Below are 25777 nucleotides of genomic sequence, written 5' to 3'. Positions count from 1 at the left end.
CATTTCCTGCCTGGTGTTAGTCAAAAACACAGTCTTATGCCTACCCGTTATTTTAAGTGGGAGACTGTGTCCGGTGTTTCAGGGGGCTACTCCATCGGTCGAATCGCTCAACGCCTTCAGGGATAGGCCGCACACCACGACGACGATGAGTGACAGCATACCGAACCCGGCGATCAGCTTGTTTTTGATGGTGAGGTGCTTAAGTGTCACGATTTTATTTTCTCCAGTAACGAAACGTGAAAGCGTTCGCATGGACTCTCAGGTCCGGGTAGGGAACGTCTATCTGGCCGTCGAACCCCATGGCGGCCTTGCGCGTCGATCCCAAGACTGATTGCCACGCGCACCATTAACCGCAGCGCATTGACATCAGCCAAATGGGTACCCCATCTACTGGATATCGGGCCGAATGAAGCCCGACTGAAGGGAGTCGGGTATTTGCTCATAACCTTGCACGCGATCACCGAAGAAAAAGGAATTTTTGCTACTTTTCGCGTACTTAGGCGCGTGATGAAAACATCGGGTTGTCGAATGTCATTTCATGGCGACCGCAGTAGCCAGACTATGAGTCTTACGCTGAAATCCAAAAAAAGCTTGGCCGGCACGGCGTTCATCGTTATGATTGAGCAATCACTCATTTAATGCCGTCAGTTGAGGCAAACCCAGCATGGCCCGTCCGAAAAGTGAAGACAAACGCAACGCCATCCTTGCGGCCGCCGCCGAGGTGATCGCCGAACAGGGGCTGGGCGCGCCCACCGCGCGTATCGCGAAGCTGGCGGGGGTGGCCGAAGGCACGCTGTTCACTTACTTCGCCAACAAGGACGACCTGCTAAACGCGCTGTATCTGGACATCAAGGCCGAACTGCGCGACGTGATGATGAGCCGCTATCCCAGGCATGCGAGCGTGCGGGAACGTGCGCACTATGTATGGAACCAGTTCGTCGATTGGGGCGTGGCGCAGCCGCAAAAACGTCGTGCGATGGCGCAGTTGAGCGTGTCGGAGCGCCTCACCGACCATACGCGGGCCACCGGCATGCAGTCGTTCGCCGATATCCACGACATGATTCAGACGAGCGTCGCGAGCGGCGCGTTGCGGGATCATCCCCCGGCTTTCGTGTCGGCGATCATGAGCGCATTGGCGGAAACGACGATGGACTTCATCGCACGGGAGCCGGCTGACGCCGAGCGCTATCGCGAGGCTGGCTTCGACGCGTTCTGGAACGCGATCGTTCGGCACTGAAGTTTTTTTGAGCAGTTAATGAGTGATTACTTACTCAATAAATGGAAAGGAGTACAGTATGGCCAAGGTCTGGTTGGTTACCGGTAGCGCCCGCGGACTCGGGCGCGAAATTGTCGAAGCCGCTTTGCAGGCAGGTGAGCGGGTCGTCGCGACGGCGCGTGATCCGCGTCGGCTGGCGGATCTGTCGGCGCGCTATGGCGAGCGGGTTTGCGCGCTCGCGCTCGACGTCACCGATCCGCAGGCTGCGCGTCACGCCGTGCAGACGGCGGTCGACACATTCGGCCGGTTGGACGTGGTGGTCAACAACGCGGGCTTCGGTCACCTCGCGCCGTTCGAGCAAACCACCGACGACGACTTCCGCGCGCAGATCGACACCAATTTCTACGGCGTCGTGAACGTAACGCGAGCGGCGTTGCCGGTTCTGCGGCAGCAGCGGGCCGGCCATATCATCCAGATTTCGTCGGTGGGCGGGCGCGTGGGGATTGCGGGGCTGAGCGCGTACCAGGCCGCGAAGTGGGCGGTCGGGGGCTTCACTGAAGTGATCGGCCAGGAGCTCGCGCCGTTCGGCGTCCATGTCACCGCACTGGAGCCGGGCGGCATGAAAACGGAATGGGGCACCGAGGCGGCCGGCGCGACGCCGGAATTATTGCCGGACTATGTGCCGTCGGTCGGCGCGGTGACGAAGATGTTGCAGCAGTACGTGGGCCACGAAACCGGCGATCCGGCTAAGGTCGCACAAGTCGTGCTGAAGCTCGCATACCACGACGCGTTGCCGGCGCATCTCTTGCTCGGCAGCGACGCATTGCATTTCTGCGGTGAGAGCGACAAGGCGCGCGCCGCGAGTGCCGACGCGTGGCGCGCGGTCAGCGCGGCGACGGATTTCTCCGCGCCGGCGCCGCTGCCGGTTTTTCCCGGCAAGGCATCGGCGTAAGCCTGAGCCCGCCGGCCCCAACGCAACCCGAGGACGAACGAGATGACGAGCTGGACCACGGCGGACATTCCGCCCCAGAACGGCCGGCGGGCGGTGATCACCGGCGCGACCGGCGGGCTGGCTCTGGAAACGGCGCTGGCGCTGGCATTGCCGTGCGCCTGTGGGACAGATCGGAAGCATTGACCAACACGCGCTGGACCGGCGCGACTCTGGAGCACGCATCATGAAGGTTCTTATTTTTGGCGCGACCGGCATGGTCGGGCAGGGCGTATTGCGCGAATGTCTGCGCGCGCCGGACGTCGAGGTGGTGCAGACCGTGGGACGCACGCGTAGCGGCCAACTCGATCCACGCCTCGTCGAAGTGATTCAGCCGGACATGATGGACTATCGCGCGATGGACGCGTCGCTCACGGGGTTCGACGCGTGCTTCTTCTGCCTCGGTGTTTCCTCGGCGGGGATGCGGGAGGCGGACTACACGCGGCTCACCTACGATCTCACGATGGCGGCCGCGCAAACGCTCGCCCGGCTCAATCCGCAGATGACCTTCGTCTACGTGTCCGGCGCGAGCACCGACAGCACCGAACACGGCCGCAGCATGTGGGCGCGAGTGAAGGGACGCACGGAGAACGCGTTGCAACGGCTGCCGTTCAAGGCCGTGTATCTGTTTCGTCCCGGCGTGATTCAACCGCTGAACGGCGCGCGTTCGAAGACGCGTTCATACCGGTTGTTTTACGCGCTGGCGAAGCCGTTCCTGCCGACGCTCCGCGCGTTGTTGCCCAACCTGGTGCTGAGCACCGAGGACATCGGGCTCGCGATGCTGGCGGTCGCACGCAATGGCGCGCCTAAAGCGGTGCTCGAAACCGCGGACATTCGCGCGCTTAGTCGCGGGGCATCCGCGCCCGCGCTCGATTTGCGCGCGGGTTGACGCATCATCGGTAGCTGCGGGCAAAGCTGACTCCGCGCGGTGTTGCATGCTCATGCGACACCGCGGCACACGTCATCCCCAGACTTTCTTCGCTCCGCCAACCCCATCCGCGCAAGCTTCTCGCCACGCTTGCCAGGCCCAATAGCACTCCGTACACTCGCGCGTAATTCCCGGACCACGCCCGACCACGCGCCGTCCGGCACCCATCCCCGTCACGCCGAACAGAGGAGAACCCCCGCCATGGCCGATTCCTATTTCCCCCGCTGGCGCCGCCAGTCCGCTGCGGCCGAGGGCAGCGTCGTCGGTACCGACGAGCGCCTCGCCTGGCCGCAAATGTTCGCGATGGGCATTCAGCACGTCGTCGCGATGTTCGGGTCGACCGTGCTGGCCCCGTTGCTGATGGGCTTCGATCCGAACCTCTGCATCTTCATGTCAGGCATCGGCACGTTGCTGTTCTTCGTGCTGGTGGGCGGGCGCGTGCCGAGCTATCTCGGTTCGAGCTTCGCATTCATCGGTCTCGTGATCGCGGTGACGGGGTACGGCGGGCATGGTCCGAATCTGAACATTCCAGTGGCGTTGGGTGGGATCATCGCGTGCGGCGTGGTGTACGCGATCATCGGTCTGATCGTGTCGGCGGTCGGCACCCGCTGGATCGAGACGCTGATGCCGCCGGTCGTGACGGGCGCGATCGTCTGCGTGATCGGTCTGAACCTCGCGCCGATCGCGGTGCGCGGCGTGAGCGGCAGCAACTTCGATTCGTGGATGGCGCTCGTCACGGTGCTGTGCGTGGGCGCAGTCGCGGTGTTCGCGCGCGGCATGCTGCAGCGCTTGCTGATTCTGATTGGCCTGCTGATGGCGTACGTCATTTACGCGATCGTCACGAACGGCCTCGGCATGGCTAAGCCGATCGATTTCTCAGTTGTCGCGAACGCTGCGTGGTTCGGCATGCCGCACTTCACGGCGCCGGTCTTCGATCCGCACGCGATGGCCCTGCTCGCGCCGATCGCGGTGATCCTCGTCGCGGAGAATCTCGGCCACATCAAGGCGGTGAGCGCGATGACCGGCCAGAACCTCGACCGCTACATCGGCCGCGCGTTTCTCGGCGACGGGCTCGCGACCATCGTGTCCGGTTTTGCGGGCGGCACCGGCGTGACGACCTACGCGGAAAATATCGGCGTGATGGCCGTGACCAAGATCTACTCGACGCTGGTGTTCGTGATCGCCGCGGTGATCGCGCTGGTGCTGGGCTTCTCGCCGAAGTTCGGCGCGGTGATCCAGACCATTCCGGGACCGGTGCTGGGCGGCGTGTCGATCGTCGTGTTCGGGCTGATCGCCGTGACCGGCGCGCGCATCTGGGTCGTCAACAAGGTGGATTTCTCCGATAACCGCAACCTGATCGTCGCCGCGGTGACGCTCGTGCTCGGCGCGGGGGACTTCTCGCTGAAGCTCGGCGGTTTTGGCTTGGGCGGGATCGGCACCGCGACGTTCGGCGCGATCATTCTGTACGCGTTGCTGCGCAGGAAGCCGACGCAAGGGCCGGTGGCCTGATTTTCATTCGTCGATAGGCGCTGGCTGACGCAGCGAGGCGACCTGCGTCGCTTAGCGCCAGGTGGCCAGCGGCGCCGGCTTCATGTGTCATCTCATGACCGGGAAAAGCCGGGGCCTCGCCTGCCGCAAAACTCGCTCTATTTTCTCCGCGCCGTCAGCGCCGTCTCCGACAAATCCACCTCGCGCATCAGCTTGTTCCACGTCTCATCGTTGATCTCCTGAGTCTCGCGCAACGCGAGCAATGCCTTGCGCTCGGCGCGCATGGCCGCCAGCTTCATTCTGAACTCAAGCGCATCGGCGCGGCGTGCCAGTTCGCGTCGCTCCTGCTCGTCGTCGAGCGTGGCGAGGCGGCGCCGGTACAGATCCATCACCCGCGCGGTCACGTCCGCCGCATACGCCGATTCCGATTCATCCAGATCCGCGCACTCCTTGTCGTGCATCTCGTCGACCGCGCGAATCGCGGCTTGCGCGGCCATCGTGCGGGCGAGTGCTTCCTCGGCGGCATGCGGGTCCTTGCCTCGCCGCCAGCCGCGCAACAGCACCGGCAGCGCGCCCACTGCCACCAGCAGCGACAGCAGGATCACACCCGACGCGATGAAAACCGCCAGATCGCGGCCCGGCAGCGGCGAGCCATCCGGCAGCGACACCGGCAGCGACAGCACGCCCGCCAGCGTCACCGCGCCGCGCACGCCGGCCACCGTCGTCACCGAGACCATGCGTAAGCCCGGCACCGCGTTCGTCACGCCTTGCTTCGCCGCGCCGCGGCTCGCGAACCAGCGCAGAAACCACACCCACACGAAGCGCATCGCATACAGCGCGGCCGCGACCGCCGCGATGTAGCCGATCAGCAGACCGACCTGCGCGTCGCTGGTCTCGTGGGCGTCGAGCAGGGCCCGGCCGAGAATGTGCGGAAACTGCAGCCCCAACAGGATGAACACCATGCCGTTGAAGACGAACTCGATCATCGTCCACGTGCTCGCGGCGCGGATGCGCGACGCCACCGAGCCCGCGTTCGCCACGGCCGCGTAATTCATCATCATGCCGGCCGAGACGGCGGCGAGAATGCCCGACCACTCGAAACGCTCGGCGGTCAGATAAGCGGCGAACGGAATCAGCAGCGTCATCACGACGCCGGGCGCGGGGTCGCCATCTTCGCTGAGGTTCAGAAAGCGCGTCGACACGAAGCTGAACAGTGCGCTCACCGCCGCGCCGACCGCGAGACCACCCACCGCGATGATCACGAAACTGAGCGACGCGTCGCGCAGCGAGAACACGCCGGTCAGCGCCGCGGCAATCGCGAACTTCAGCGCGACCAGGCCCGAGGCGTCGTTCATCAACGCCTCACCCTCGAGAATATGCATCAGCCGGCCAGGAATCTTGTCCTTGCCGACGATGCCGGAGAGCGCCACCGCATCGGTCGGCGACAGCACGGCGGCGAGCGCGAACGCGACCGGCAGCGAGATCTCCGGCACCAGCGCATGCACGAAGTAGCCGACTGCCAGCACCGTCATGAATACGAGGCCGAGCGCGAGCATCAGGATCGCGCGGCGCGCCATGAAGAACTCGCGCTTGGGAATGCGCCAGCCGTCCGCGAACAGCAGCGGCGGAATGAACAGCACCATGAAGATTTCCGGATTGAAGGTGACGTGCAATCCGAGTTTCGGCCAGGCGAGCAGCGCGCCGATTGCGATCTGCACGAGCGGCAGCGGCAGCTTGAACGGCAGCGTGCGGGTGAGGACGCCGGAAGCCGCGACGGCAAGCAGGAGAATCAATACGGTGAAGACTATTTCCATCGGTCTGTGGGTGCGGATATAACGGGGTTTCCTGGAGACTTCGACGCGGCCGCTCGACGCGGGCTCCGCGCAGCGTTCACGACACGCAGAGCCAAAGTGTAGCCCGATGACGCCTTGGGTCATTACGAGCGCGGCGTGAAGGCGGCGCGGCGGCGAGCGAGCAGGGCGGTGAACATGGCGGCACACACGGTAGCAAGCACGGGGGAAATGCGGCCCGCGCAGCGGCAAGCTCGGTGGTAACGGCAGCGGCAAACGCGGTAGAAAACATGGCAACAAACGCAGCAACAAACGCGGCGGCAAACCCAGCCCCCACTGCAGCAACCGCCCCGCGCAACCCACTCACCTCGCCACGCACCTCAACGGTGCGCCTCACGCCCACGTCCGGCGCATGAACCCTTGCACCGGTGCAATCTTTCGAACAAATTTCAACCGAATGTGCGCCAGCGTGCGCATGGAGCTTGCTTAAGCAGTAGCGATGACGCACATTTGAAAAGCGGCGCCGAGGTATTTGTTTCCGAGTTCGGACCGGGCCGGCTATTGCGTGAGAGGACTGCATGACGATTGCGCAACAGGATAGGACGGCGAGCGTGCCGCATGGTTTCGACGTCGAGGTAGCGTCGGGCCTCCAACGTTATTCCGTACAGCACGGCGAGCTGACGCTCACCAGTGTGTTTCAGCCGATCTTCAGCCTGTCGCATATGCGGGCGGTCGGCTACGAAGGGCTGCTGCGCGCGCACGACGCGCTCGACCGCGCCGTGTCGCCACTCGACGTGTTCGGTGAAGCCGCGCGCCTCGGCGACGTGATGCAAGTGGATCGGCTCGCCCAGACGCTGCATCTGGAAAACTTCAAGGTACTCGGCGCCGAGCGCGAGTGGCTGTTCCTGAACGTGCATCCGGGCGCGCTCACCGATCCGTATCATTCCGCGGCACTGCTCGCCAGTCTGAAACGGCTCGATCTGCCGCCGCGGCGCATCGTGCTCGAAGTGCTCGAACAGAGCGCCGAAGACCTGGAGCGGCTCGCCGAGGCGGTGCGGCAGTTCCGCGAGCGCGGCTTCCTGATCGCGCTCGACGACTTCGGCGCGGGCCACTCGAACGTCGAACGGATCTGGCAGTTGAATCCCGACATCGTGAAGCTCGACCGCATCATGCTGTCGCACGCTGCGCATCGCGCCGATATGGCGACCATTCTGCCGGGGCTCGTCGCCTTGCTGCACGAAGCGGGCAAGCTCGTGCTGATCGAAGGCGTGGAAACGGAGCATGAAGCGCAGATGGCGCTCGCTTGCAATGCCGACTTCGTGCAGGGCTTTTTCTTCGGCCGGCCAAATCCCGGCGCGGTCGATCCGGTGCACGCGGTCGCCTGCATTGGTGAGCTGACCGAGCGTTATCGCGATCAGGCAGAAGCACGCGAGCGCCGCAACGCGAGCCGGCTCGCGCCGTATTTGCGCGCCTTCGAGCGCGCGGCGGAGCGGCTTGCCGCCGGTGAACCGCTCGAGGAAGTGTGCTGGAATTTCCTTGCGCTCGACCACGCCGCGCGCTGTTTCCTGCTCGACGCGAAAGGCCGGCAGGCGGGCCGCAACGTTGTGCTGCGCGCCGATCGCGCGGCGCATGAAACGCGCTTTTTGCCGCTGGCCGACGCGCAAGGGGCGAACTGGCTGCGTCGCCCGTATTTCCGCGATGCGATCAATGCGCCGGAGCGCGTGCATGTGACGCGCCCGTATCTGTCGATCAACGAGGCGTTGCCGTGCGTGACGCTGTCGGTGGCAACCCGTGTCGGAGAGCAGACCTGCGTGCTGTGCGGCGACATCGACTGGGTGGACGAAGAGCGCTTCTGAGATGATGTCGTTTTTAACGACACCTGGCTGCGCTCATGTCCGTTCTGCTCGAAGTCATTGCCACCACCGTTGCCGATGCGCGCGTCGCGGCGCAAGCGGGCGCCGATCGTCTCGAACTCGTCACCGCGATGGGCGAGGGCGGCCTGACGCCGAGCGTCGGCCTGATCGAAGCAGTGGTCGCGGCGGTCGCGATTCCTGCGGCCGCCGTGCCGGTGAACGTGATCGTGCGGCCGCATAGCCGCTCGTTCGTGTACGACGCCGACGACTACGCGGTGATGCTGCGCGATGTGCGCGCGGTCAAGGCGGCGGGCGCCAACGGCATCGTGATCGGCATGCTGAACGCTGACGGCACGATCGACCGCGAGGGACTCGCGCGTACGATCGATGCGGCCGATGGCATGGCCATCACCTTTCATCGCGCGTTTGACGAAAGCCGCGATCTGCGCGAAGCGCTCGACGTGCTGCTCGGTTTCGACACGGTGACGAACGTGCTGACGTCGGGCGGCAAGCCGTCGGTGCTGCACGCGCAAGCAACGATTCGCGAGATGGTGCGGCAAGCTTCCGGCTCGCCGTGCACGGTGCTGGCCGGTGCGGGTTTGACGGTCGATGCGGTTGCCGGATTCGTGAGCGCAACGCAAGTGGAAGCGGTGCATTTCGGATCAGGCGTGCGCGTGGGCGGCAACGGCCTCGCACCGGTCGATGGGGAAAAAGTCGCGCGAGTCAGGGCATTGCTGGATGCGAGTCCGAGCGCCGCGTGAGGTGGATGACGCGAGGGCATCGTCACCTCAGAGGGCAAAGAAAAGCCGCTTCGAGATTGCACTCGAAGCGGCTTTTCTCATTCACATTGCACGACGGCGTATAGCGCCATTGCAAGGCTACTTCGACTACTTCGTCACCACCACCGGAATGCCGCGCAACTGTCCCGCGCCCTTCATCTCTTCCAGCGACTTCTTCACCGCTTCACCCGTCGCCGGATCGATCTGCAAGCGTGCCGCCAGATCACGTTCGCCGCGCTTCACGCCGGCCAGATTCGCCAGCTTCACGTGACCATAGCCGCGCACACGCGCATGCAGATCGGCGAGCTTCGCGACGTCTTCCAGATTGTTCGCGCCAAGCCTGGTGAGCGCGCGCAGCAACGTGGTTTCGTAATCGCCCGCGAGTTCGCGCTCCATCCTGCGCTCCAGCGTGCGGCCGAACGGATCGAGCGGCGTGCCGCGCAGGCCGCGCCATTTGGCGAGCATGCCGAGCACCGGCCACATCCATTGACCGAAGGTTTTCTTGGTCGGATTGACACCCGGTTGCGCGCGCGTGAGCGTCGGCGGCGCGAGGTTGAACTTGATGCCGAAGTCCTTGCCCGCCACGCCTTCGAATTGCGCTTCGAGCGCTTCACGGAACGCGGCATCCGTATGCAAACGCGCGACTTCGTATTCGTCTTTCACCGCGAGCAGACGATAGAACGTCGTGGCGACCGCACGCGTCACGCGCTCGCTCGTCGCATCGACGGCGGTCTCCGCGCGGCGTGCCGCGTCCACCAGCGTGCGATAACGCTTCACATACGTCGCGCCGCCATAAGTCTGCAGACGTCCCTCGCGATGCGCGATCAGTTCATCGAGCGTATCGACGCGCACGGTCTGCTTCGCCGCGTGCCGCGCCTGCCACAACGATTCGAGCGCGGCCGGATCTGCGGCGGCCAGCCGGCCGATTGAAAACGCCAGTTGATTCATCGTCACCGCGACGTTGTTCAATTCGATCGCGCGCATCATCGCGGCGAACGACACCGGCACCAGACCCAGTTGCCAGGCATAGCCAAGCATCAGGATGTTCGCGCCGATCGTGTCGCCGAGAAAACGCGTGGCGAGCGCCTGGGCGTCGCACGTCGACATGCGCCCGGCGCCCGCCGCGTGACGCATCTTGTCGATCAACGCGTCGGCGTGCAGCGTCGCGTCCGGATTCTGCACAAAGGTCGCGTTCGGAATCGCATGCGTATTGACGACGATGCGCGTGCGGCCATGACGCACCGTTTGCAATGCATCGGCACTCGCGCCGACCACCATGTCGCAGGCGAGCAGCACGTCGGCCTGTTGGGTGTCGATGCGGACCTGGTTGAGCCATTCGTCGCGCGCGGCGAAGCGCACGAACGACAGCACCGAGCCGCCTTTCTGCGCGAAGCCCATGAAGTCGAGCACGGAAGCGCTCTTGCCTTCCAGATGCGCGGCCATGCTGATCAACGCGCCGACCGTGACCACGCCCGTGCCGCCGACGCCCGTCACCAGAATGTCGTACGGCGCGGCGTCGAGCTGCGTCGCGGGCATCGGCAGCGCGTCGACGCGAGCGGCCAGCGCCGGCGGATCGAACGCGGCGCCCGCGGCTTTTTTCAGCTTGCCGCCTTCCACCGTGACGAAGCTCGGGCAAAAGCCGTTCACGCACGAATAGTCCTTGTTGCACGACGATTGATCGATGCGGCGCTTGCGTCCCAAGGCCGTTTCAAGCGGTTCCACCGATAAACAATTCGACTGCACGCCACAATCGCCGCAGCCTTCGCAGACTTCCTCGTTGATGAACAGACGCTTGTCCGGATCGGGGAATTCGCCTTTCTTGCGGCGACGCCGTTTTTCCGCCGCGCAGGTCTGGTCGTAGATCAGCACGGTGACGCCGTCCGTGTCGCGCAACTCGCGCTGCACGGTGTCCATTTCACTGCGATGGTGGAACGTCGTGCCCTTTGGAAACAGATCGTGGTGGCCGTCGTATTTTTCCGGCTCGTCGCTGACCACGACGAAACGCGACACGCCTTCGGCTTCCACCTGACGCGCGATCTGCGGCACCGAGATGCTGCCGTCGACCGGCTGACCGCCCGTCATCGCGACCGCGTCGTTATAGAGAATCTTGTACGTGATGGTGGTTTTCGCGGCGACCGCCTGGCGAATCGCGAGAATGCCGGAATGGAAGTAGGTGCCGTCGCCGAGATTCTGGAACACGTGGCGCGTTTTCGTGAACATCGAATGCGAGGCCCAGTCGACGCCTTCGCCGCCCATCTGGATCAGGCCGGTGGTATCGCGCTCCATCCACGAGGCCATGAAGTGGCAGCCGATACCGGCTTGCGCGATCGACCCTTCCGGCACCTTGGTCGACGTGTTGTGCGGGCAGCCCGAGCAGAAGTACGGCGTGCGTTTCACGCTGTCCGCTGCGTTCGAGAGGATTTGCGGCGCGACGAGATCGACGACGCGTTCGCGGCGATCGAGCGCGGGTTTGTGCTTCGCGAGCCAGTTCGCGAACACCGGCAGCACGCGCGACGGCCGCAATTCGCCGAGCGACGACAGCAGCAGGGTGCCGTCCTCGGCATGCTTGCCGACGATGACCGGCCGCGCGCCTTGCGTGCGGTTATACAGGTAGTCCTTGATCTGCTGCTCGATGACCGGGCCTTTCTCCTCGATCACTAGCACTTCCGACAAGCCGGCCACGAACGTGTCGATGCGCGTCATCTCCAGCGGGAACGACAGGCCGACCTTGTAGATCCGCACGCCGGCCGCTTCCAGATCGGCGACCGTCAGATCGAGCCGGCGCAGCGTTTCCATCAGATCCAGATGCGCCTTGCCGCACGTGACGATGCCCACGTTCGCGTGCGGGCTCGGCGCGATCCATTTGTCGATGCTGTTCACGCGCGCGAAGTGGCGCACCGCGTCGAGCTTCGCGTGCATGCGCGACTCGATCGTGAGGCTCGGCAGATCGGGCCAGCGATTGTGCAGGCCGCCGGCGGGAACGGTGAAGTCCTGTGGAACGGCCCAGTCGGTTTGCAGTGCATCGAGATCGACCGTCGAGCCCGATTCGACCGTTTCGGAAATCGCCTTGTAGCCGACCCACGCGCCCGAGAAGCGCGACAACGCCCAGCCGTACAGGCCGAATTCGAGCATGTCGGCGATGTTCGACGGATTCACTACCGGCATGTGCCACGCCATCATCGCGAAGTCGCTCTGATGCGGCATCGACGACGACACGCAGCCGTGGTCGTCGCCGGCCACCACCAGCACGCCGCCGTGCGGCGACGAGCCGTACGCGTTGCCGTGCTTCAGCGCGTCGCCCGCGCGGTCGACGCCGGGGCCCTTGCCGTACCACATCGCGAACACGCCCTCGACGGTGCGTTCGGGGTCCGCTTCGACCCGCTGCGTGCCGAGCACGGCCGTGCCGCCGAGTTCTTCGTTGATCGCCGGCAGAAAGCGGATATCGCTTGCCGCGAGCAGTTTGTTCGCTTTCCACAACTGCTGGTCGACCATGCCGAGCGGCGAGCCGCGATAGCCGCTGATGAAACCGGCGGTGTTCATGCCGCGGGTCTTGTCGAGTGCGCGCTGCGTCAATGCGAGGCGCACTAAAGCCTGGGTGCCGGTGAGGAAGATTCGGCCGCGCGTCGCGGTGAGATTGTCCGACAGCTTGTAGTCGGCGAGAGCGGGTGTGCCGTCGATGGGCAGACGAGCGGTCATGGGTGAGTCTCCATGCAAGGTGATTGCTGTTTTGCATCCGCGCGCGAGGGTGGGGACCACAAAGGCACGCTGCGGAAGAGACTCTATTTTTTAGCGCCGATTAGAGAGAATTTTTTCTACTTTGATGATTAAGCCGCAAGCAGGCGCGACGAGCCGCGCTTTTTAGCGGGTCTTTGAGAGGGATCTGCCACGCGGCGGCGCGGTTCGGGTATGCCCTGGTGCATTTCGGGTGCTGTCGGCGCTGCCGGATGCGCGCTTGTTGCGACGCTTATCGAGCCAATTAGCGAGCCAATTATCGAGCCGCGGCTTTGACGGGGCCGTTCGCGCCAATGGACGCCGCATCGAGCGGCACGATCTCATCGAAGTGCGAATAGTCGATATGGGTCACGCCGTCCTTCTCGCTCATGATGTCGACGAAACGATGCTGCCAGTAGATCTGATCGCAACGCCACGTGTGGCGCGCCTGCATGGTTTGCGAAGTCGATTCGTCGACCCCTTCGAACGTGAGCAGCAGCGACGTGTCGCTCGCTTCGAGCGTCGCGGCGGTTTCGCCGAACAGCGGACTGCTTTCGTCGATGATATGCATCACCGACCAGCCCAGCTTGAACACCGGATGCTGATCGCGCACCAGCGTCAGGTCGTAGAGCTTGCGCAGCGTGAATCCTTCGGCGGAGGTTTCCTCGCGCATGATGCGCAGCCGCGCGCGGGCCTCGGCAATCACGTTCTGACGCGCGTTGGCGGCGCGCACCATCAGCGTCATGCGGCCGTCGAGCGGACGGACGACTGCGTAGCGCGCGAACATGATCTTCGCGTGGGGACGCGAAAAGCGCGCGAAGATCAGCCCCGTCGCCAACGCTATGCCGGACATGCCGACGAAGATTTCCAGCGTCGCGATCCAGTGTGCGTAGACGGTTTGCGGGTGCATGTCGCCGTAGCCGACCGTCGCGAGCGTTTCGACGCTAAAGAAAAATGCGCCGCCGAAACCCGCCGGATACTGATTGGCGATCGGCGCGCGGCCAAGCATATAAAGCGCGGCGAACGTCATGTTGAGCAACATGAACAGCACCGCGAGCGAGACGAAAAACGTCGGCCAGGGCACCACCAGCGCGCGTTGATAGAGGTCCTGCCAGAACCGCGTGGGCATGCCGTGCGCGATGATCACGCGATCGTCCAGACGGAGTTCACGGCTGCCGCGCGCACGACGTTTTGGCGCGCTCGGTTCGGGCTCGCCGATGCCGGAAAAACGGTCTGACGATTCAGTCGCCATCGCATGCTCGTAGGGATGAAAACGGACAAAGCGTAGCACGGTGACGCGGCGGGAGAAGGGATCAGGCGGCGACGAAGGAGGGGCTATGTTGTGGGTGTTCGTGCGCGGGTGATGCACGCAGCGGTACTCACGGGGGGGGGCGTGCAGCGACGTTCGTGCTTGTGTCCGTATGGCTTGCACTGCACGCGTGAGGTAGATGCAACGCATTCGGCTGCACACTCGCGCGGACACCGCGCAACGCGTTGCCAATCCGCGCGACACCAGGTGGCGAACGACTCGTCCCATCAACCAGACAACCAACGCGCCCCGCTCGGTGCGAGGCTACGGAAAAGCGCGCGGCTTGGGAATACCCGCACCGTGCTCGATATCGTCGACAGCCTGCTGGTGCGCGGACGCCACCGCTTCGGCTTCATCGGCATAGCCGTCGTCGCCGCCGACCGTGGTCCACGCTTTGACGGCTTTCTCGCGATGACGGATTTCGTACTCCGCATCCCAGCGCGCGCCGTTGAGTTCGAGAGGGCGGACGTGTATCGAGTACACGCCGTAGAGGAAGAGCTGTTCAGCCATGAACGCCTCCATCCGGTTGATTCAGCGTGGCGCCGCGCGACAGACGCGGCGCCGGTCTGCCTAGAGTTCGATTTCCCCGAGGATGCGGTGAGCGAGCGCTTTGGCTTCCTCGAGGGCCTCCTCCGGCGTCGACGACGTCGCGTCCACTTCGTAGAGCGTGGTTTCCTGATCGACGCTCTCGTCGCCTTCGTCGCGCGCGAGCGTCACTACGCCCTGCCAGGTATCCTGGCCGATGTCCCTTATCGAAGCCGTCGCCGTGTAGATGCCCTTGGTGTAGGTGATGTCATCCATGGCGTCGCTCCTTCTTCCAAAGGTTTCGGATTTTTCATCGTAGCACGATGACGGAGCTTCGGTTCTGTGCTCACGCGGCGCGCCCTGTCCGTGACAATGCACGCCGCGCAAGGCAGGAAAATTACAGCAGTGCGACGACCTCATCCAGCGATGGCGCATGCGCGCCGGCATGCCGGCAAGCGGCCGCGCCGGCCGCCAGCGCGAACGCGAGGTGCTCGGGCCACGCGCGCTGGGGAGCGGTCATCAGGCTGAACAGCAGTCCGCCGATTGACGCGTCGCCCGCACCCACCGTGTCGGCCACTTCGACCCGCGGCGGACGCGCCTCGATCACCGTCGCGCCGTCGATCAGCATCGCCGACTCCGGTCCGCGCGTCACCATCACGGTGGCGGCCGGGTTCATCGCGCGCAACTGCGCGAGGGCGGCGGCTTCGTCGTCGGTCTTGAACAGCAGGCGCAGATCCTCGTCGGACACCTTGATCAGATCGGCGAGCGCCGCCATTTTGCGCAGCGTCGGCTCGTAGCCGTGCTCCATCAGATTGCGGTAGTTCGGATCGAAGCTGATCTTCACGCCATGCGAACGCAACTCGGCGGCCAACGCGGCGAGCGTGGCGCCGAGCGGTTGCCGTACGAGGCTGATGCAGCCGAAGTGCGCCCACTTCACCTGGCCGATCCAGCCCGCCGGCAAATGCGCCGGATCGAACGCGAGGTCGGCGCCGTTCTCACCCATGAAGAAGTACGCGGGCGGATGGGTCTGATGCACGATCGCGAGCAAGGGTGGCCGCTCCACGCGCTGCATGAAGCGCATGTCGAGACCTGCGGCGACGCTCGCGTTCCACAGCTCGTCGGAGAAGTTGTCGACCCCGAGCGAGCCGGCGCACGCGGTCGGCAAACCGAGCCGCGCGACGCAGCGCGCCACGTTCCAGCCGGCGCCGCCGGGACGCGACAGCCATTGCGAGGCGCCGGTGCGCACGAGATCGGTGAGGATGTCGCCGGCCGACACGAAGAGGGGGAATTCGGCGCCTGGGTTCGGATTGCTCATTTTGTCTTCTCCGCTGAATCGGACGCGGCGGCCGTGGTGGCCGTGGCCTCGCCGCCGTCGGGCAGCGCGTGAGCCAGCACCTCGTAGCACGCGCCCATCGTGTGATAGTCGGTCTTGCCGGCCGGGCTTTTTTCGTCGCTGTACTTGCGGTTGTCGCAGGTGAGGATGCGATACCACGCGCCGTATTTGTGATCGACGAAGTGCGCCCAGCTATAGCGCCAGATCTCGTCGTACCAGTCCCAGAAGCGTTCGTTGCCGGTGCGCTTGCCGAGCAGCGCGGCGGTCGCGAAGGTTTCGGCCTGGACCCAGAAGTACTTGTCGTGGTCGCACACGGTGCCGTCCGGGCCGAAGCCGTAATAGAGGCCGCCGTGGTCCTCGTCCCACGCGTGGGTCATCGCGGCGTCGAACAGTTCGATCGCGCGCGGCAGCAGCCACGGCAACGGCCGGAAGCGCTCCAGAATCAGCAGCAGCTTCGCCCATTCGGTCTGATGCCCCGGCTGGAAGCCCCACGGACGGAAGATGTTCGAGCTGTCTTCCTCGTTGTAATGCCAGTCGACCGACCAGTCCGCGTGAAAGTGCTCCCACACGAGACCCTGCGACAGCTTCGCCTGCCGCAGCGTGATATTCGACGCGACGCGTTCGGCGCGATCCAGGTAGACGAGATGGCCGGTCGCTTCATGCGCGGCCAGCAGCGCCTCGGTGGTGTGCATGTTGGCGTTCTGCCCGCGATACGAGCTGACCCGCCATTCGGGCGATGCCTCATCCGCGTAGAGACCGGCGGCGGCGTCCCAGAAGCGGTGCTCCATCAGATCGAAGGTCGCGCCGATCATCGGCTTCGCTTCTTCGATACCGGCCATCGCCGCATGCGAATACGCGAGCAGCACGAACGCGAGGCCGTAGCAGTGGCGCGTCGCATCGAGCGTGCGCTTCTTGCCGTCGTGCCATTCGAGCTCCCAATCGTAGCCCTCGTGCTGCGCGTCCCAATGCGCTTCGCGCAGAAACCGCAGGCCGTGGCGCGCGTATTCCAGATGCTTGGGGTCGCCGAACTGGCGATATGCCATCGCGTAGTTGAAGACATAGCGGCAGCTGCTCACGAGGTGCCGCGTGGTTGTGTCGTAGACCGAACCGTCGTCGCGGAAGAAGTGGAAGAAGCCACCGCTCGGATCGAGCACGTTCGGCGCGTAAAAGCGCAGCGTGTCTTCTACGTGCGCGAGCAGGAAGTCGCGGCTGCGGAAACTGTCGACGGGCGGCACGGCGGTGTCGTTGGCGGGATGAAGTGCGGGATGAAGCGGATCGGGTTGCGTCATGGCGTTTTCACCAGAGTACTGGCGCGGGCAATGAGTTGAACGGGCAAGCGGACTTCCAGCTCGGCGGGTGCGTCTTCAAGCAGCAGTTCGACGCCGCACCGGCCGAGCGCTTCCTTGTCGACCGACATGGTCGACAGCGGCGGCGTGGCATGGGCGGCGGCGGGAATGTCGTCGAAACCGATGATCGCGATGTCTTCGGGCACGCGCAGGCCGCGTGCGAGGCACGCGCGCAGCGCGGCGAGCGCGGCGGCGTCGTTGTAGGCAAACACGGCATCGGGGTGCGGGCCGGGCGCGTCGAGCAGCCGGTGCATCGCGCGCGCGGCGCCGCTGTCGGGATCGACGCCGGCGTCGATGGTCACTTCCAGCGACGGGTCGAACAGCATGCCCGCGTCGAAAAACGCCTGCCGGTAGCCGAGCGCGCGCTGCGCGATGCTGAAGTGCGCGAGCGAACCGCCGATGAACGCGACGCGCTTGCGCTGCTGTTCGAACAGATGCCGCATCGCGAGCATGGCGCCTGCGGCGTTGTCGAGATTCACTGAGCGCAGGCCGGGCGCCCACAGATCGATCAGCACGAGCGGGCGTTGCATCGCCACCAGCGTGGTCAGCGTCTCCGGCTCGACGAAGCCGGCAATGGCCACGGCGTCGGGCGCGTGCAGACGCATCTGCTGGATCACGTCTTCGGTGGGACCCGCGGTCAGCAGGGACGGGACGATGCCGCGCTCGCGGCAGGCGTCCTCCACGCCGTGCAGCACATGCGAAAAGAACGGACTGACGGCGAAGTTGTTGTGCTGACGGTGCAGCAGGAAGGTCAGGCGGCGAATGCGCGGCCGCAACTGGGCGGCGTCGTAACCGAGCTGCCGCGCCGCGGCGACGACGCGCTCGCGAGTGGCCTCGGACAGACCCGGCTGGTTCTTCAGGGCACGCGAAACGGTGCCGATCGACACGCTCGCCACGCGGGCGATGTCGCGGATGGTGGTGGCCATCGAATGAAGCGGCCGCAGGCTGCGCCGCACGGTGTTTGGGTTCGGGCGATTGTATAGTAAAACCGTGCTAAAACAGCTTGGCGCACCTTGCCTGGATACCCGTGAATACCCGTAGATGTTGACGTTGGCCCGAAATATGCTGTTTAGTAAAATTAGCTAAACAAGGTCCGCTTTCGAGCGCGTGCATGAAGCGCGCACCATCAGTCTGCATATTCGGGCGCGGCCTCGGCTTCGGCTTCCGCTTGGCGCCGCAGCAGCGCCGCGCTTTCATCGGCATCGATCAGCACGAAGCCGCTTGTCTCCAGCTTCGCGCGGCGCTTGGCCAGCGCCGCGACCGACGCGATCTGCTCGCTGGTGTAGAGCGACGCGCCGGCGGCCGGCTCGACGCGCACGCAGCCGATCGCCATCGTCACGAAGCCGAAGAAGGTCGGATTGCCGCGCCGGTCCTCGCCGTGGATGCCGCCGGACAGGCGGTCGGCCGGCGCGTAAAAGCGTTGCGCGCCCTCGTTGAAGAGGTGAATCGCGCGCAGCACGCGCTCGCGCCAGTCTTCGCTCTGGAACAGGATCAGGAAGTCGTCGCCGCCGACGTGCCCAAGGAAATCGCGCGTGGGGTCGCACACGTCGGCGAGCACGACGGCGGCGAGTTTCAGCACTTCGTCGCCTTGCCAGTAACCGTACTGGTCGTTGAACGGCTTGAAGTGGTTCAGATCGACGTAGCACGCGTAGAAGCCGGCGTCATTGCCGAGGAGGCGGCCAATGTGCGAACTGATCGGAATGTTGCCCGGCAGGAAGGTGAGCGGGTTCGCGTAGCGCGCCGCTTCGATGCGCACCTCCGTGACCGCGCGCACCAGATTCTCGCCGGTACCGAGGCCCGCGTATCTGCCCTGGTCGGTGATCACGAAGCCGTCGGCGAGGTAGCGCTGGTCATCGCTCGCGAGCAGCTTGGCCATCTGCTCGACGGTCATCGATTTCTCGATCACCACCGGCGACGCGTTGGCAAACTGCATGCACGGGCGCTTGCCGAACAGCTCGCGGTGGTACGGCAGCGCGTAGCGATCCATGAAGCTGCGCCGGTTGATCAGGGCGACCGGTTCGTCGCGTTCGACCACCGCGACCGCGTGCAGATCGGGCAGACGGTTGAACAGGTCGAGCACGTCGTTGTTGGTGGCGTGGCGCGGCAGCGCGGGCGCCGGCACCAGCATCTTCTCCGATGCCATGCCGCCCGAAGGCGACGCGCTGCTCACCGTGCGCGTGGTCTCCGGAAATACCGCGATGTGGCCGGCGCGCAGCGCGTCGCGGGCGTCGTCGGTCACGTTGCGCGCCGGCCGCGCATGCGGACGGCCGAAGAAAAACCCCTGTCCGCAGCCGATCCCCATGTCGCGCACCACGATCAGGTCCGCTTCGTTCTCGATGCCCTCGGCGACGAGCCGCGCCCCGCTCGCCTGCGCGAAGTGCTGCATCGCGCGCACGGCCTCGAACTTGAGCGGATCGCAGGCGATGTCGTGAATGAAGAAGCGGTCGATCTTCACGACATCCGGTTGCAGACGCACCCACAGATTCATGCTGGCGTTCGCGGTGCCGTAGTCGTCGAGCGCGAATTGCGCGCCGGCGGTGCGCAACGCCGTGATCACCGGGACGAAATTGCCGACATCCGGAATCGCGCTCTGCTCGGTCAGCTCGATCACGATGCGCCGCGGATCGACGCCGCGATGGCGCAGCAGCGCGAGCGTGTCCTCGCGCGCGTCGGCCAACTGGCGGATCGCGCCCGCGCTGAAATTGAGGAATAGCTTGCCGTCGAAATCGAGTTTGGCGAACGCCTCGATGCAGGTGCGCGCCGCGGCGCGTTCGAGTTCGATCGCGCAGCCTTCGGCGAACGCCTGCGAAAACAACGCGAACGGCGTTTCGAGCGGGGTGCCGGCCGGACCGCGGATCAGGCCTTCGTAGCCGAGGATCGCGCCGTGTTCGAAATCGATGATCGGCTGGAAGACGGCGGACAGATCACGCCGGGCGATCAGCTCCTCGATGCGCGGCGCAGCGAATCGGGAGGGCGGACGAAGTTGCATGGCAGGAAGGCGTAGCGATCGATGTTCGGCTTATCGGCGCCTCTGGCCTCGAATTAAGTGAACTTTTAGTGACCCGTGGCACCGTGGCGGTGCGTGTCGCGCGCTTCCTGGCCGATGGCGGATCCGCGGCATCTGGCCAGGAATCCTCCTATGCCATCAGGCCGAGGCGACAGCGCCCGCGTTTGCGCGTGAAATAACAAAAAAGCCGCACGAGGCGGCTTTCTTCGGAACGACGCTCAGGGAGGGCGCTTATGAATGTCCTGTTTGCATTGCGGGCGTATTCACCGGCGCGCGACGGCGGCCGCGGGCCGCTCGCGCGAGGCGACCGGTGTTTCGCCGCTGGTGTCGCGCGCGCCCCAACGCTGCGCGAGCGCGGCGCACACCATCAGCTGGATCTGGTGGAACAGCATCAGCGGCAAGACCACCGCGCCCACCGCGTGCGAGGCGAAGATAACCTTCGCCATCGGCACGCCGGCGGCGAGGCTCTTTTTCGAACCGCAGAAGATGATCGTGATCTGGTCCGCGCGGGTGAAGCCCAGCCGCTTGCTGACGAAGATCGTCACGGCCAGCGCGAGCGCGAGCAGCACGACGCAGACGAGCAGCAGGCCGCCAAGCGCGGACAACGGGATCTGGTGCCACAAGCCTTCGGTGACGGCCTCGCTGAACGCGCCGTACACCACCAGCAGGATCGAGCCCTGGTCGACGAACTTCAGCACGCCGCGATGACGCTCGATCCATTTGCCGATCAGCGGGCGCAGCAGTTGTCCGGCCACGAACGGCACCAGCAGTTGCAGCACGATGTTGCCTACCGTATGCCACGGCGACGCGCCGCTGGCGCCCGCCTGATTGGTGACGACGACACTCACGAGCGCAGGGGTGATGAAGATGCCGAGCAGGCTCGAGGCCGAGGCACTGCATACGGCAGCCGGCACGTTGCCTTTGGCGATCGACGTGAACGCGATCGACGACTGAACCGTCGATGGCAGCGTGCAGAGGAAGAGGACCCCCGCATAGAGCGCCGGCGTGACAAGTGGCGAAAGGATCGGCTTAAGCGCGAGGCCGAGCAACGGGAACAGCGCGAACGTGCTGAGAAGTACCACCAGATGAAGACGCCAATGCGTCGCCCCCGCAATGATCGCTTCACGTGAGAGCTTGGCGCCGTGCAGGAAGAATAGCAGGCCGACCGCCACGTTGGTCACCCAGTTGAACCCGACGGCGGCCTGGCCGTGAACCGGCAGGAGGCTGGCGAGGATCACGGTGCTGACGAGGCACAGGGTGAAGTTATCGGGAAGCAGTTTCGGGCGAGCCATGTCGGAATCTCGATTCGGTGGTGCGGAATGGCACGGAGTGCGCGTGTGAGGGCGCCGCCTCCGGCTATGGGAAACGGCTATTGTTGTTGAAAATCGATTGAAAAAGCAAATTCATTTGCCGAATTGATTAATGATCATCGTGCATCAAAAAGTTTTGGCAACAGCGGTGGCCGGCGCCGAGGGGGCAGTAGTCAGTATTGGCGACGTGGATTGATTGGTCCATGCGGATTTGACAATCGGGTCCAGAAAACTTGGCGTTGATTCGTCATGCCAACGGGTTCGGGAAAACCCGCAAACGTCCCGCGCGCAGGCCGTTTCGATGCTTTCGTGCAAGGGCTGTGTCGCAGAAAAACGTCGCAGTAACAAGGTGTTACATCCAAGGATGAGGCCTAACACTTTTTGGCTCGACACCCTTTGCCCACGCCCATAAATTACGGTTCAAAGGCCGTCGGGATATCCGGGCGCTGCGGCAGAAACGCGGCGTCTTTGGCAGTCCCAGAACAAGTCCATCGCAGCTCGAACGGTGGTCTTCAGGCAAGTCTTCGGGCATGAGAGTCACCAGGTGGACGGGTTGTCGAGAACGAAGCACTGGGCGTTAGGCGCGGTCATCGCTGCGCTGTGTTCGTTCGCCTATGCAAAAGCGCCGGGAATGCCGCACGGCGGTGGCGTCTCCGGATACTCGCATGCCGCGGACTATACGAGGCGGGCGGACGCAGGCAATGGCGAGCGCCACCAGGGCGTCCCTGCGGCAAGACCCGGCCGTGACTCGTTGGCCGATCGCAACCTGAGCGTGCCCCACGGCGGCGCGAATTTCGCGGGCGGCAACTACGCTGACGGCTTCGGCATCTATCGCCCCGCTATGCGCCGCGCCGGCGGACCGGCAGGTTATTCCGGCGATGGCCGTGGCCGCATGCAGTACGCCGGCGCCATTACGCCGGTCAGCGCCGAGTCGCGCGGGGTGCCGCGGCCGCCGCAAAACGCGCCGGTGCGCGGTGGTTCGATTCGTGCTGACGTTGCCCGCTACAACGAAGAGCGCGGTTCCGCTCGCGCGAGCCAGCGTCAGGCAGACGATCCGCGTCAACCGGAAGGCTCGCCGTATCGTAATTAGCGGTTGGCGACTCTGGCGGCCCCCCGCTGAGGGCGCCGGCGAACCGGCGGCTGAGGGTTGTCGAACTCGCGCCGAAGGTGGCGCAACGCTGCTTTCCCGTCCCGCACCCCGCACCCCGCACCCCGCACCCCGCACCCCGCACCCCGCACCCCGCACCCCGCACCCCGCACCCCGCACCCCGCACCCCGCACCCCGCACCCCCGCAGCTAACATCCGCCGTTCACACCGCGTACCTGCGCGTCTTCCTCCGGCCAATTCCCGACGCTACCCACCAATGTGACGTATCGACGCCACACTCTTTTTGAAAACGCTCGGCAGGCAAGCTGCTCCCGTCGTCAAATTCGGGGCAATTTCGCTGCGATGCGTCATCAGCATGTCATTTGATGTGTGACGCCCGGTCCGGCGCCGCGCCAGTACCGCTTTGCGTGATGCGCCGAGGCAGCCGACGGACACCCGTGAGCGCGTCGGCAGCCAGGCCGTATCAGGCCGATAAGCGACAAAACTAATCAGACCGATATACCCGCAATAACCAGCGATATTTTTGTTCATAAAAATGGTCCGCAAAGATGGTCGTCGCCCAGATTGGCTCGATGACCGAACGGACAACAACAATGGTTCGCGCGAGCGCCCCCTTTCGCACGGCCACCCTTTTGACAAAGACTTGGAGAATCCATGAAAACAAGCATCAGCAGTGCGCTGAAGACCACCCTCAAGGCAACCGCGTGTGCCGCTCTGCTGGCCAGTGCATCGTCTGCTTTTGCGCAATCGAGCGTGCAGCTTTACGGCCAGGTCGACGAATGGGTCGGCTCGCAGAAATTCCCCGGGGGCAAGACCGCGGTGGTGGTGTCCGGCGGCGGCATGTCGACGTCGTACTGGGGCATGAAGGGGGCTGAGGATCTGGGCAACGGCTACAAGGCGATCTTCGCGCTGGAAGGCTTCTTCCTCGCGCAAAACGGCCAGTACGGCCGCTTCACGGGCGACACGATGTTCTCGCGCAATGCGTACGTCGGCATCGAATCGCCGTACGGTACGGTGACGGCCGGCCGCCTGACGACGCCGCTGTTCGTGTCGACGATTCTGTTCAACCCGTTCGTCGATTCGTACGTGTTCTCGCCGATGGTGTATCACACGTACCTCGGCCTCGGCACGTTCCCGACCTATGACACCGACCAGGGCGTGACCGGCGATTCGGGCTGGAGCAACGCGGTGTCGTACTCGTCGCCGAACTTCAACGGCCTGTCGGCGACGGCGATGTACGCGCTCGGCAACACGACGCAGACCGGCGCGAAGAAGTGGAGCGGCCAGGTGCTGTACTTCCACGGCCCGTTCGCGGCGACCGCTGTGTATCAGTACGTGAACTTCAACAACGTCCCCGGCGACCTCGGCAGCTTCGAAACCTCGGGCGTGCCCGGCCTGCGCAGCCAGAGCGTCGCGCAAGCGGGCGTGTCGTACGACCTGAAGTTCGTGAAGTTCTACGGCCAGTACATGTACACGTACAACAATCAGCAGGTCACGAGCTGGCACGTGAACACCGGACAAGGCGGCGTCACGGTGCCGTTCGGCCCGGGCTCCGTGATGGCGTCGTACGCCTATTCGCGCAACGGCGGCGGCTCCAACCAGACCCGTCAAACGGCCGCGATTGGCTATGACTATCCGCTGTCCAAGCGCACGGACGTGTACGCGGCGTACCTGTACGACCACATCACCGGCCAGTCGAGCGGCAATACCTACGGCGCAGGCTTGCGCGCGAAGTTCTGAGCGTCTGAGGCGACCGGGGCGCGCCGCTTGTGCGGCAGCCCGTCTGGTTGCTGCACTTCAGCAGAGCGCAGTAGGGCGACATCAACGGCAAAGCCCGCTTCCTCCCGGAAGGCGGGCTTTGCCGTTTTCTGAGCTCCGTATTTGCGCGGGCCCGCCAGGCCGGCGCCCGGATAGGGGTTTGCGCAGGTTGTTCACTCGCCGCCCCGGCTTCGCATCGCGCGACTTTGCCGACCATCTTTTGATAAACCCGGCAGAATGGAGTCGATTGATTCCTGAAGCGAGCGATTGAGATGGATACCCTCGTCAGCATGAAAGTGTTCCGCCATGTGGTCGAAGTCGGCAGCTTCGTCGGCGCGGCCGAGCGCATGGAGATGTCGGCGGCGATGGCGAGCAAGCATGTGATGCACCTCGAACAGCAGCTCGGCGCGCGCTTGCTGAACCGCACCACGCGGCGCGTGGCGCCGACCGAGGCGGGCCGCGAATACTACGAGCGGCTGAGCCAGGTCCTGAGCGAACTCGAAGAGGCCGAGCAGGCCGTCGGCGCGGCCAGCGTCGTGCCGCAGGGGCGGTTGCGGGTGTCGTCCTTGTCGGCGTTCGGCTTGAGCCACGTGATGGCCGCGGTGGCGGACTACGCCGCGCAGTATCCGCAAGTCACCGTCGACATGACCTTGTCCGACCGTGTGGTCGAACTGATCGACGAGGGTTTCGATGTCGCGATCCGGGCTTCGCCGGGCGGCATGAAGTCGTCGTCGCTGATCGCGCGGCAGATCGCGACCGCACACCTCGTGCTGTGCGCGTCGCCGGCGTATCTGCGCCGGCACGGCACGCCGAAGAGCGTCGCCGATCTCGCGAACCACAACTACCTCCAGTACGCGGGCGTCTCGGCGCTTGAACTTGCGACCGGCGATGCGTCGCCGCGCGTGCGTCTGTCGGGCAATCTGATCGTCAATCATCTGGAGGCGCAGCGTGTGATCGTGCTGCAAGGCGCGGGCATCGCGATGCTCGGCACCGAGGTGATCGGCGACGATCTGGCCGCGGGACGTCTCGTGCCGCTGCTCGTCGACGACGTGCCGCCGCGCGAGCTGCCTATTCACGTCGTCTATGCGAGCCGCCGGCATTTGTCGGCGAAGGTGCGCTCGTTCGTCGACTTTCTCGCCGAGCGGTTCGCGAATGAGTCGTTGTGGCCGTCGCTTGAGCAGATCAAAGCGTTGGCGGTGCGCTAACGAAGGTATTGGCGGCGCGGGAGTTGGGGGCGTTGCGAATGGCGGCGAGCCGCTGCCCTCATCGCACTCAGAACCGCCGCCGAAGCGGCCCAGGCGCCGCGACCCATTTCGTTATACTGGTTG

21 protein-coding genes and 1 pseudogene are annotated in these 25777 nt (G+C 64.8%); 10 read left to right on the top strand and 12 right to left on the bottom strand.

Features of this window, described 5'->3' with window-relative positions:
- Window positions 1-90: 90 nt before the first annotated feature.
- A pseudogene (locus ACZ9H4_RS34570) lies at window positions 91-210 on the bottom strand (CHASE3 domain-containing protein); the annotation flags it as partial.
- 454 nt (window positions 211-664) lie between these two features.
- Between ACZ9H4_RS34570 and ACZ9H4_RS34565 the strand changes: the two are divergent.
- The 5 genes from ACZ9H4_RS34565 (at window position 665) to ACZ9H4_RS34545 (ending at window position 4641) form a co-directional block, all read left to right on the top strand.
- The gene (locus ACZ9H4_RS34565) at window positions 665-1237 is read left to right on the top strand and encodes a TetR/AcrR family transcriptional regulator (protein ID WP_408149191.1); all 573 of its coding nucleotides are present in this window, start codon (window positions 665-667) and stop codon (window positions 1235-1237) included.
- 58 nt (window positions 1238-1295) lie between these two features.
- Window positions 1296-2168 (top strand): oxidoreductase, encoded by an 873-nt coding sequence (locus ACZ9H4_RS34560; protein WP_408149193.1) that lies wholly within the window; start codon window positions 1296-1298, stop codon window positions 2166-2168.
- A 42-nt stretch (window positions 2169-2210) separates the two neighbouring features.
- Entirely contained in the window at window positions 2211-2351 is a 141-nt protein-coding gene (locus tag ACZ9H4_RS34555; RefSeq protein ID WP_408323108.1) for a hypothetical protein, read from the top strand.
- A gap of 40 nt (window positions 2352-2391) precedes the next feature.
- Window positions 2392-3093, top strand: coding sequence for an NAD(P)H-binding protein (locus tag ACZ9H4_RS34550; protein ID WP_408149197.1), 702 nt, complete (start codon window positions 2392-2394; stop codon window positions 3091-3093).
- Between the two features lie 240 nt (window positions 3094-3333).
- A complete protein-coding gene (locus ACZ9H4_RS34545; protein ID WP_408149199.1) occupies window positions 3334-4641 on the top strand; it encodes a solute carrier family 23 protein in 1308 nt (435 codons plus the stop codon).
- Window positions 4642-4778: 137 nt separating this feature from the next.
- Here the strand turns inward: ACZ9H4_RS34545 and ACZ9H4_RS34540 are convergent, their stop codons facing one another.
- Window positions 4779-6434 (bottom strand): Na+/H+ antiporter, encoded by a 1656-nt coding sequence (locus tag ACZ9H4_RS34540; RefSeq protein WP_408149201.1) that lies wholly within the window; start codon window positions 6432-6434, stop codon window positions 4779-4781.
- Between the two features lie 554 nt (window positions 6435-6988).
- Here ACZ9H4_RS34540 and ACZ9H4_RS34535 point away from each other — a divergent pair.
- Entirely contained in the window at window positions 6989-8266 is a 1278-nt protein-coding gene (locus tag ACZ9H4_RS34535) for a sensor domain-containing phosphodiesterase (RefSeq protein ID WP_408156584.1), read from the top strand.
- Between the two features lie 35 nt (window positions 8267-8301).
- Window positions 8302-9024: a copper homeostasis protein CutC gene (locus ACZ9H4_RS34530; protein ID WP_476122632.1), complete on the top strand. Its 723-nt coding sequence runs from the start codon at window positions 8302-8304 to the stop codon at window positions 9022-9024.
- A gap of 126 nt (window positions 9025-9150) precedes the next feature.
- Here ACZ9H4_RS34530 and ACZ9H4_RS34525 read toward each other — a convergent pair whose 3' ends face one another.
- From ACZ9H4_RS34525 to ACZ9H4_RS34485, 9 genes are all read right to left on the bottom strand, one after another.
- Window positions 9151-12738 carry an indolepyruvate ferredoxin oxidoreductase family protein gene (locus tag ACZ9H4_RS34525; protein ID WP_476122630.1) on the bottom strand — a complete coding sequence of 1196 codons (3588 nt, stop codon included), beginning with the start codon at window positions 12736-12738 and terminating at the stop codon, window positions 9151-9153.
- Between the two features lie 292 nt (window positions 12739-13030).
- Window positions 13031-14005 (bottom strand): ion channel, encoded by a 975-nt coding sequence (locus ACZ9H4_RS34520; RefSeq protein WP_476122628.1) that lies wholly within the window; start codon window positions 14003-14005, stop codon window positions 13031-13033.
- Between the two features lie 321 nt (window positions 14006-14326).
- On the bottom strand, window positions 14327-14572 hold the full coding sequence (locus tag ACZ9H4_RS34515; RefSeq protein WP_168664289.1) for a hypothetical protein: 246 nt from the start codon (window positions 14570-14572) through the stop codon (window positions 14327-14329).
- Window positions 14573-14632: 60 nt separating this feature from the next.
- A complete protein-coding gene (locus ACZ9H4_RS34510; protein ID WP_408149210.1) occupies window positions 14633-14863 on the bottom strand; it encodes a hypothetical protein in 231 nt (76 codons plus the stop codon).
- 121 nt (window positions 14864-14984) lie between these two features.
- Window positions 14985-15902 (bottom strand): carbohydrate kinase family protein, encoded by a 918-nt coding sequence (locus ACZ9H4_RS34505; protein ID WP_476122625.1) that lies wholly within the window; start codon window positions 15900-15902, stop codon window positions 14985-14987.
- Window positions 15899-17209: an AGE family epimerase/isomerase gene (locus ACZ9H4_RS34500; protein WP_408323102.1), complete on the bottom strand. Its 1311-nt coding sequence runs from the start codon at window positions 17207-17209 to the stop codon at window positions 15899-15901. The genes ACZ9H4_RS34505 and ACZ9H4_RS34500 overlap by 4 nt, the downstream gene beginning before the upstream one ends.
- Window positions 17206-18192 (bottom strand): LacI family DNA-binding transcriptional regulator, encoded by a 987-nt coding sequence (locus ACZ9H4_RS34495; RefSeq protein WP_476122622.1) that lies wholly within the window; start codon window positions 18190-18192, stop codon window positions 17206-17208. The genes ACZ9H4_RS34500 and ACZ9H4_RS34495 overlap by 4 nt, the downstream gene beginning before the upstream one ends.
- A 200-nt stretch (window positions 18193-18392) precedes the next feature.
- Window positions 18393-20255, bottom strand: coding sequence for an EAL domain-containing protein (locus ACZ9H4_RS34490; RefSeq protein WP_476122620.1), 1863 nt, complete (start codon window positions 20253-20255; stop codon window positions 18393-18395).
- 281 nt (window positions 20256-20536) lie between these two features.
- Complete coding sequence (locus ACZ9H4_RS34485) at window positions 20537-21565, bottom strand: bile acid:sodium symporter family protein (RefSeq protein WP_476122618.1); 1029 nt, start codon at window positions 21563-21565, stop codon at window positions 20537-20539.
- Window positions 21566-22127: 562 nt separating this feature from the next.
- Here ACZ9H4_RS34485 and ACZ9H4_RS34480 point away from each other — a divergent pair.
- Window positions 22128-22673, top strand: coding sequence for a hypothetical protein (locus tag ACZ9H4_RS34480; protein ID WP_476122616.1), 546 nt, complete (start codon window positions 22128-22130; stop codon window positions 22671-22673).
- A 264-nt stretch (window positions 22674-22937) separates the two neighbouring features.
- Here the strand turns inward: ACZ9H4_RS34480 and ACZ9H4_RS34475 are convergent, their stop codons facing one another.
- Window positions 22938-23222, bottom strand: a complete 285-nt coding sequence (locus ACZ9H4_RS34475; RefSeq protein ID WP_476122615.1) for a hypothetical protein — start codon at window positions 23220-23222, stop codon at window positions 22938-22940.
- A gap of 123 nt (window positions 23223-23345) precedes the next feature.
- Between ACZ9H4_RS34475 and ACZ9H4_RS34470 the strand changes: the two genes are divergently transcribed.
- Together ACZ9H4_RS34470 and ACZ9H4_RS34465 are read left to right on the top strand one after the other, a co-directional pair.
- Window positions 23346-24431, top strand: coding sequence for a porin (locus ACZ9H4_RS34470; protein ID WP_408149224.1), 1086 nt, complete (start codon window positions 23346-23348; stop codon window positions 24429-24431).
- 290 nt (window positions 24432-24721) lie between these two features.
- On the top strand, window positions 24722-25654 hold the full coding sequence (locus ACZ9H4_RS34465; RefSeq protein ID WP_408149225.1) for a LysR family transcriptional regulator: 933 nt from the start codon (window positions 24722-24724) through the stop codon (window positions 25652-25654).
- Window positions 25655-25777: the final 123 nt, after the last annotated feature.

Source organism: Paraburkholderia sp. TE9906, from assembly GCF_056279605.1.
The sequence above is the reverse complement of the archived record's forward strand: the minus strand, read 5'-3'. Positions and strand labels throughout refer to the sequence as shown.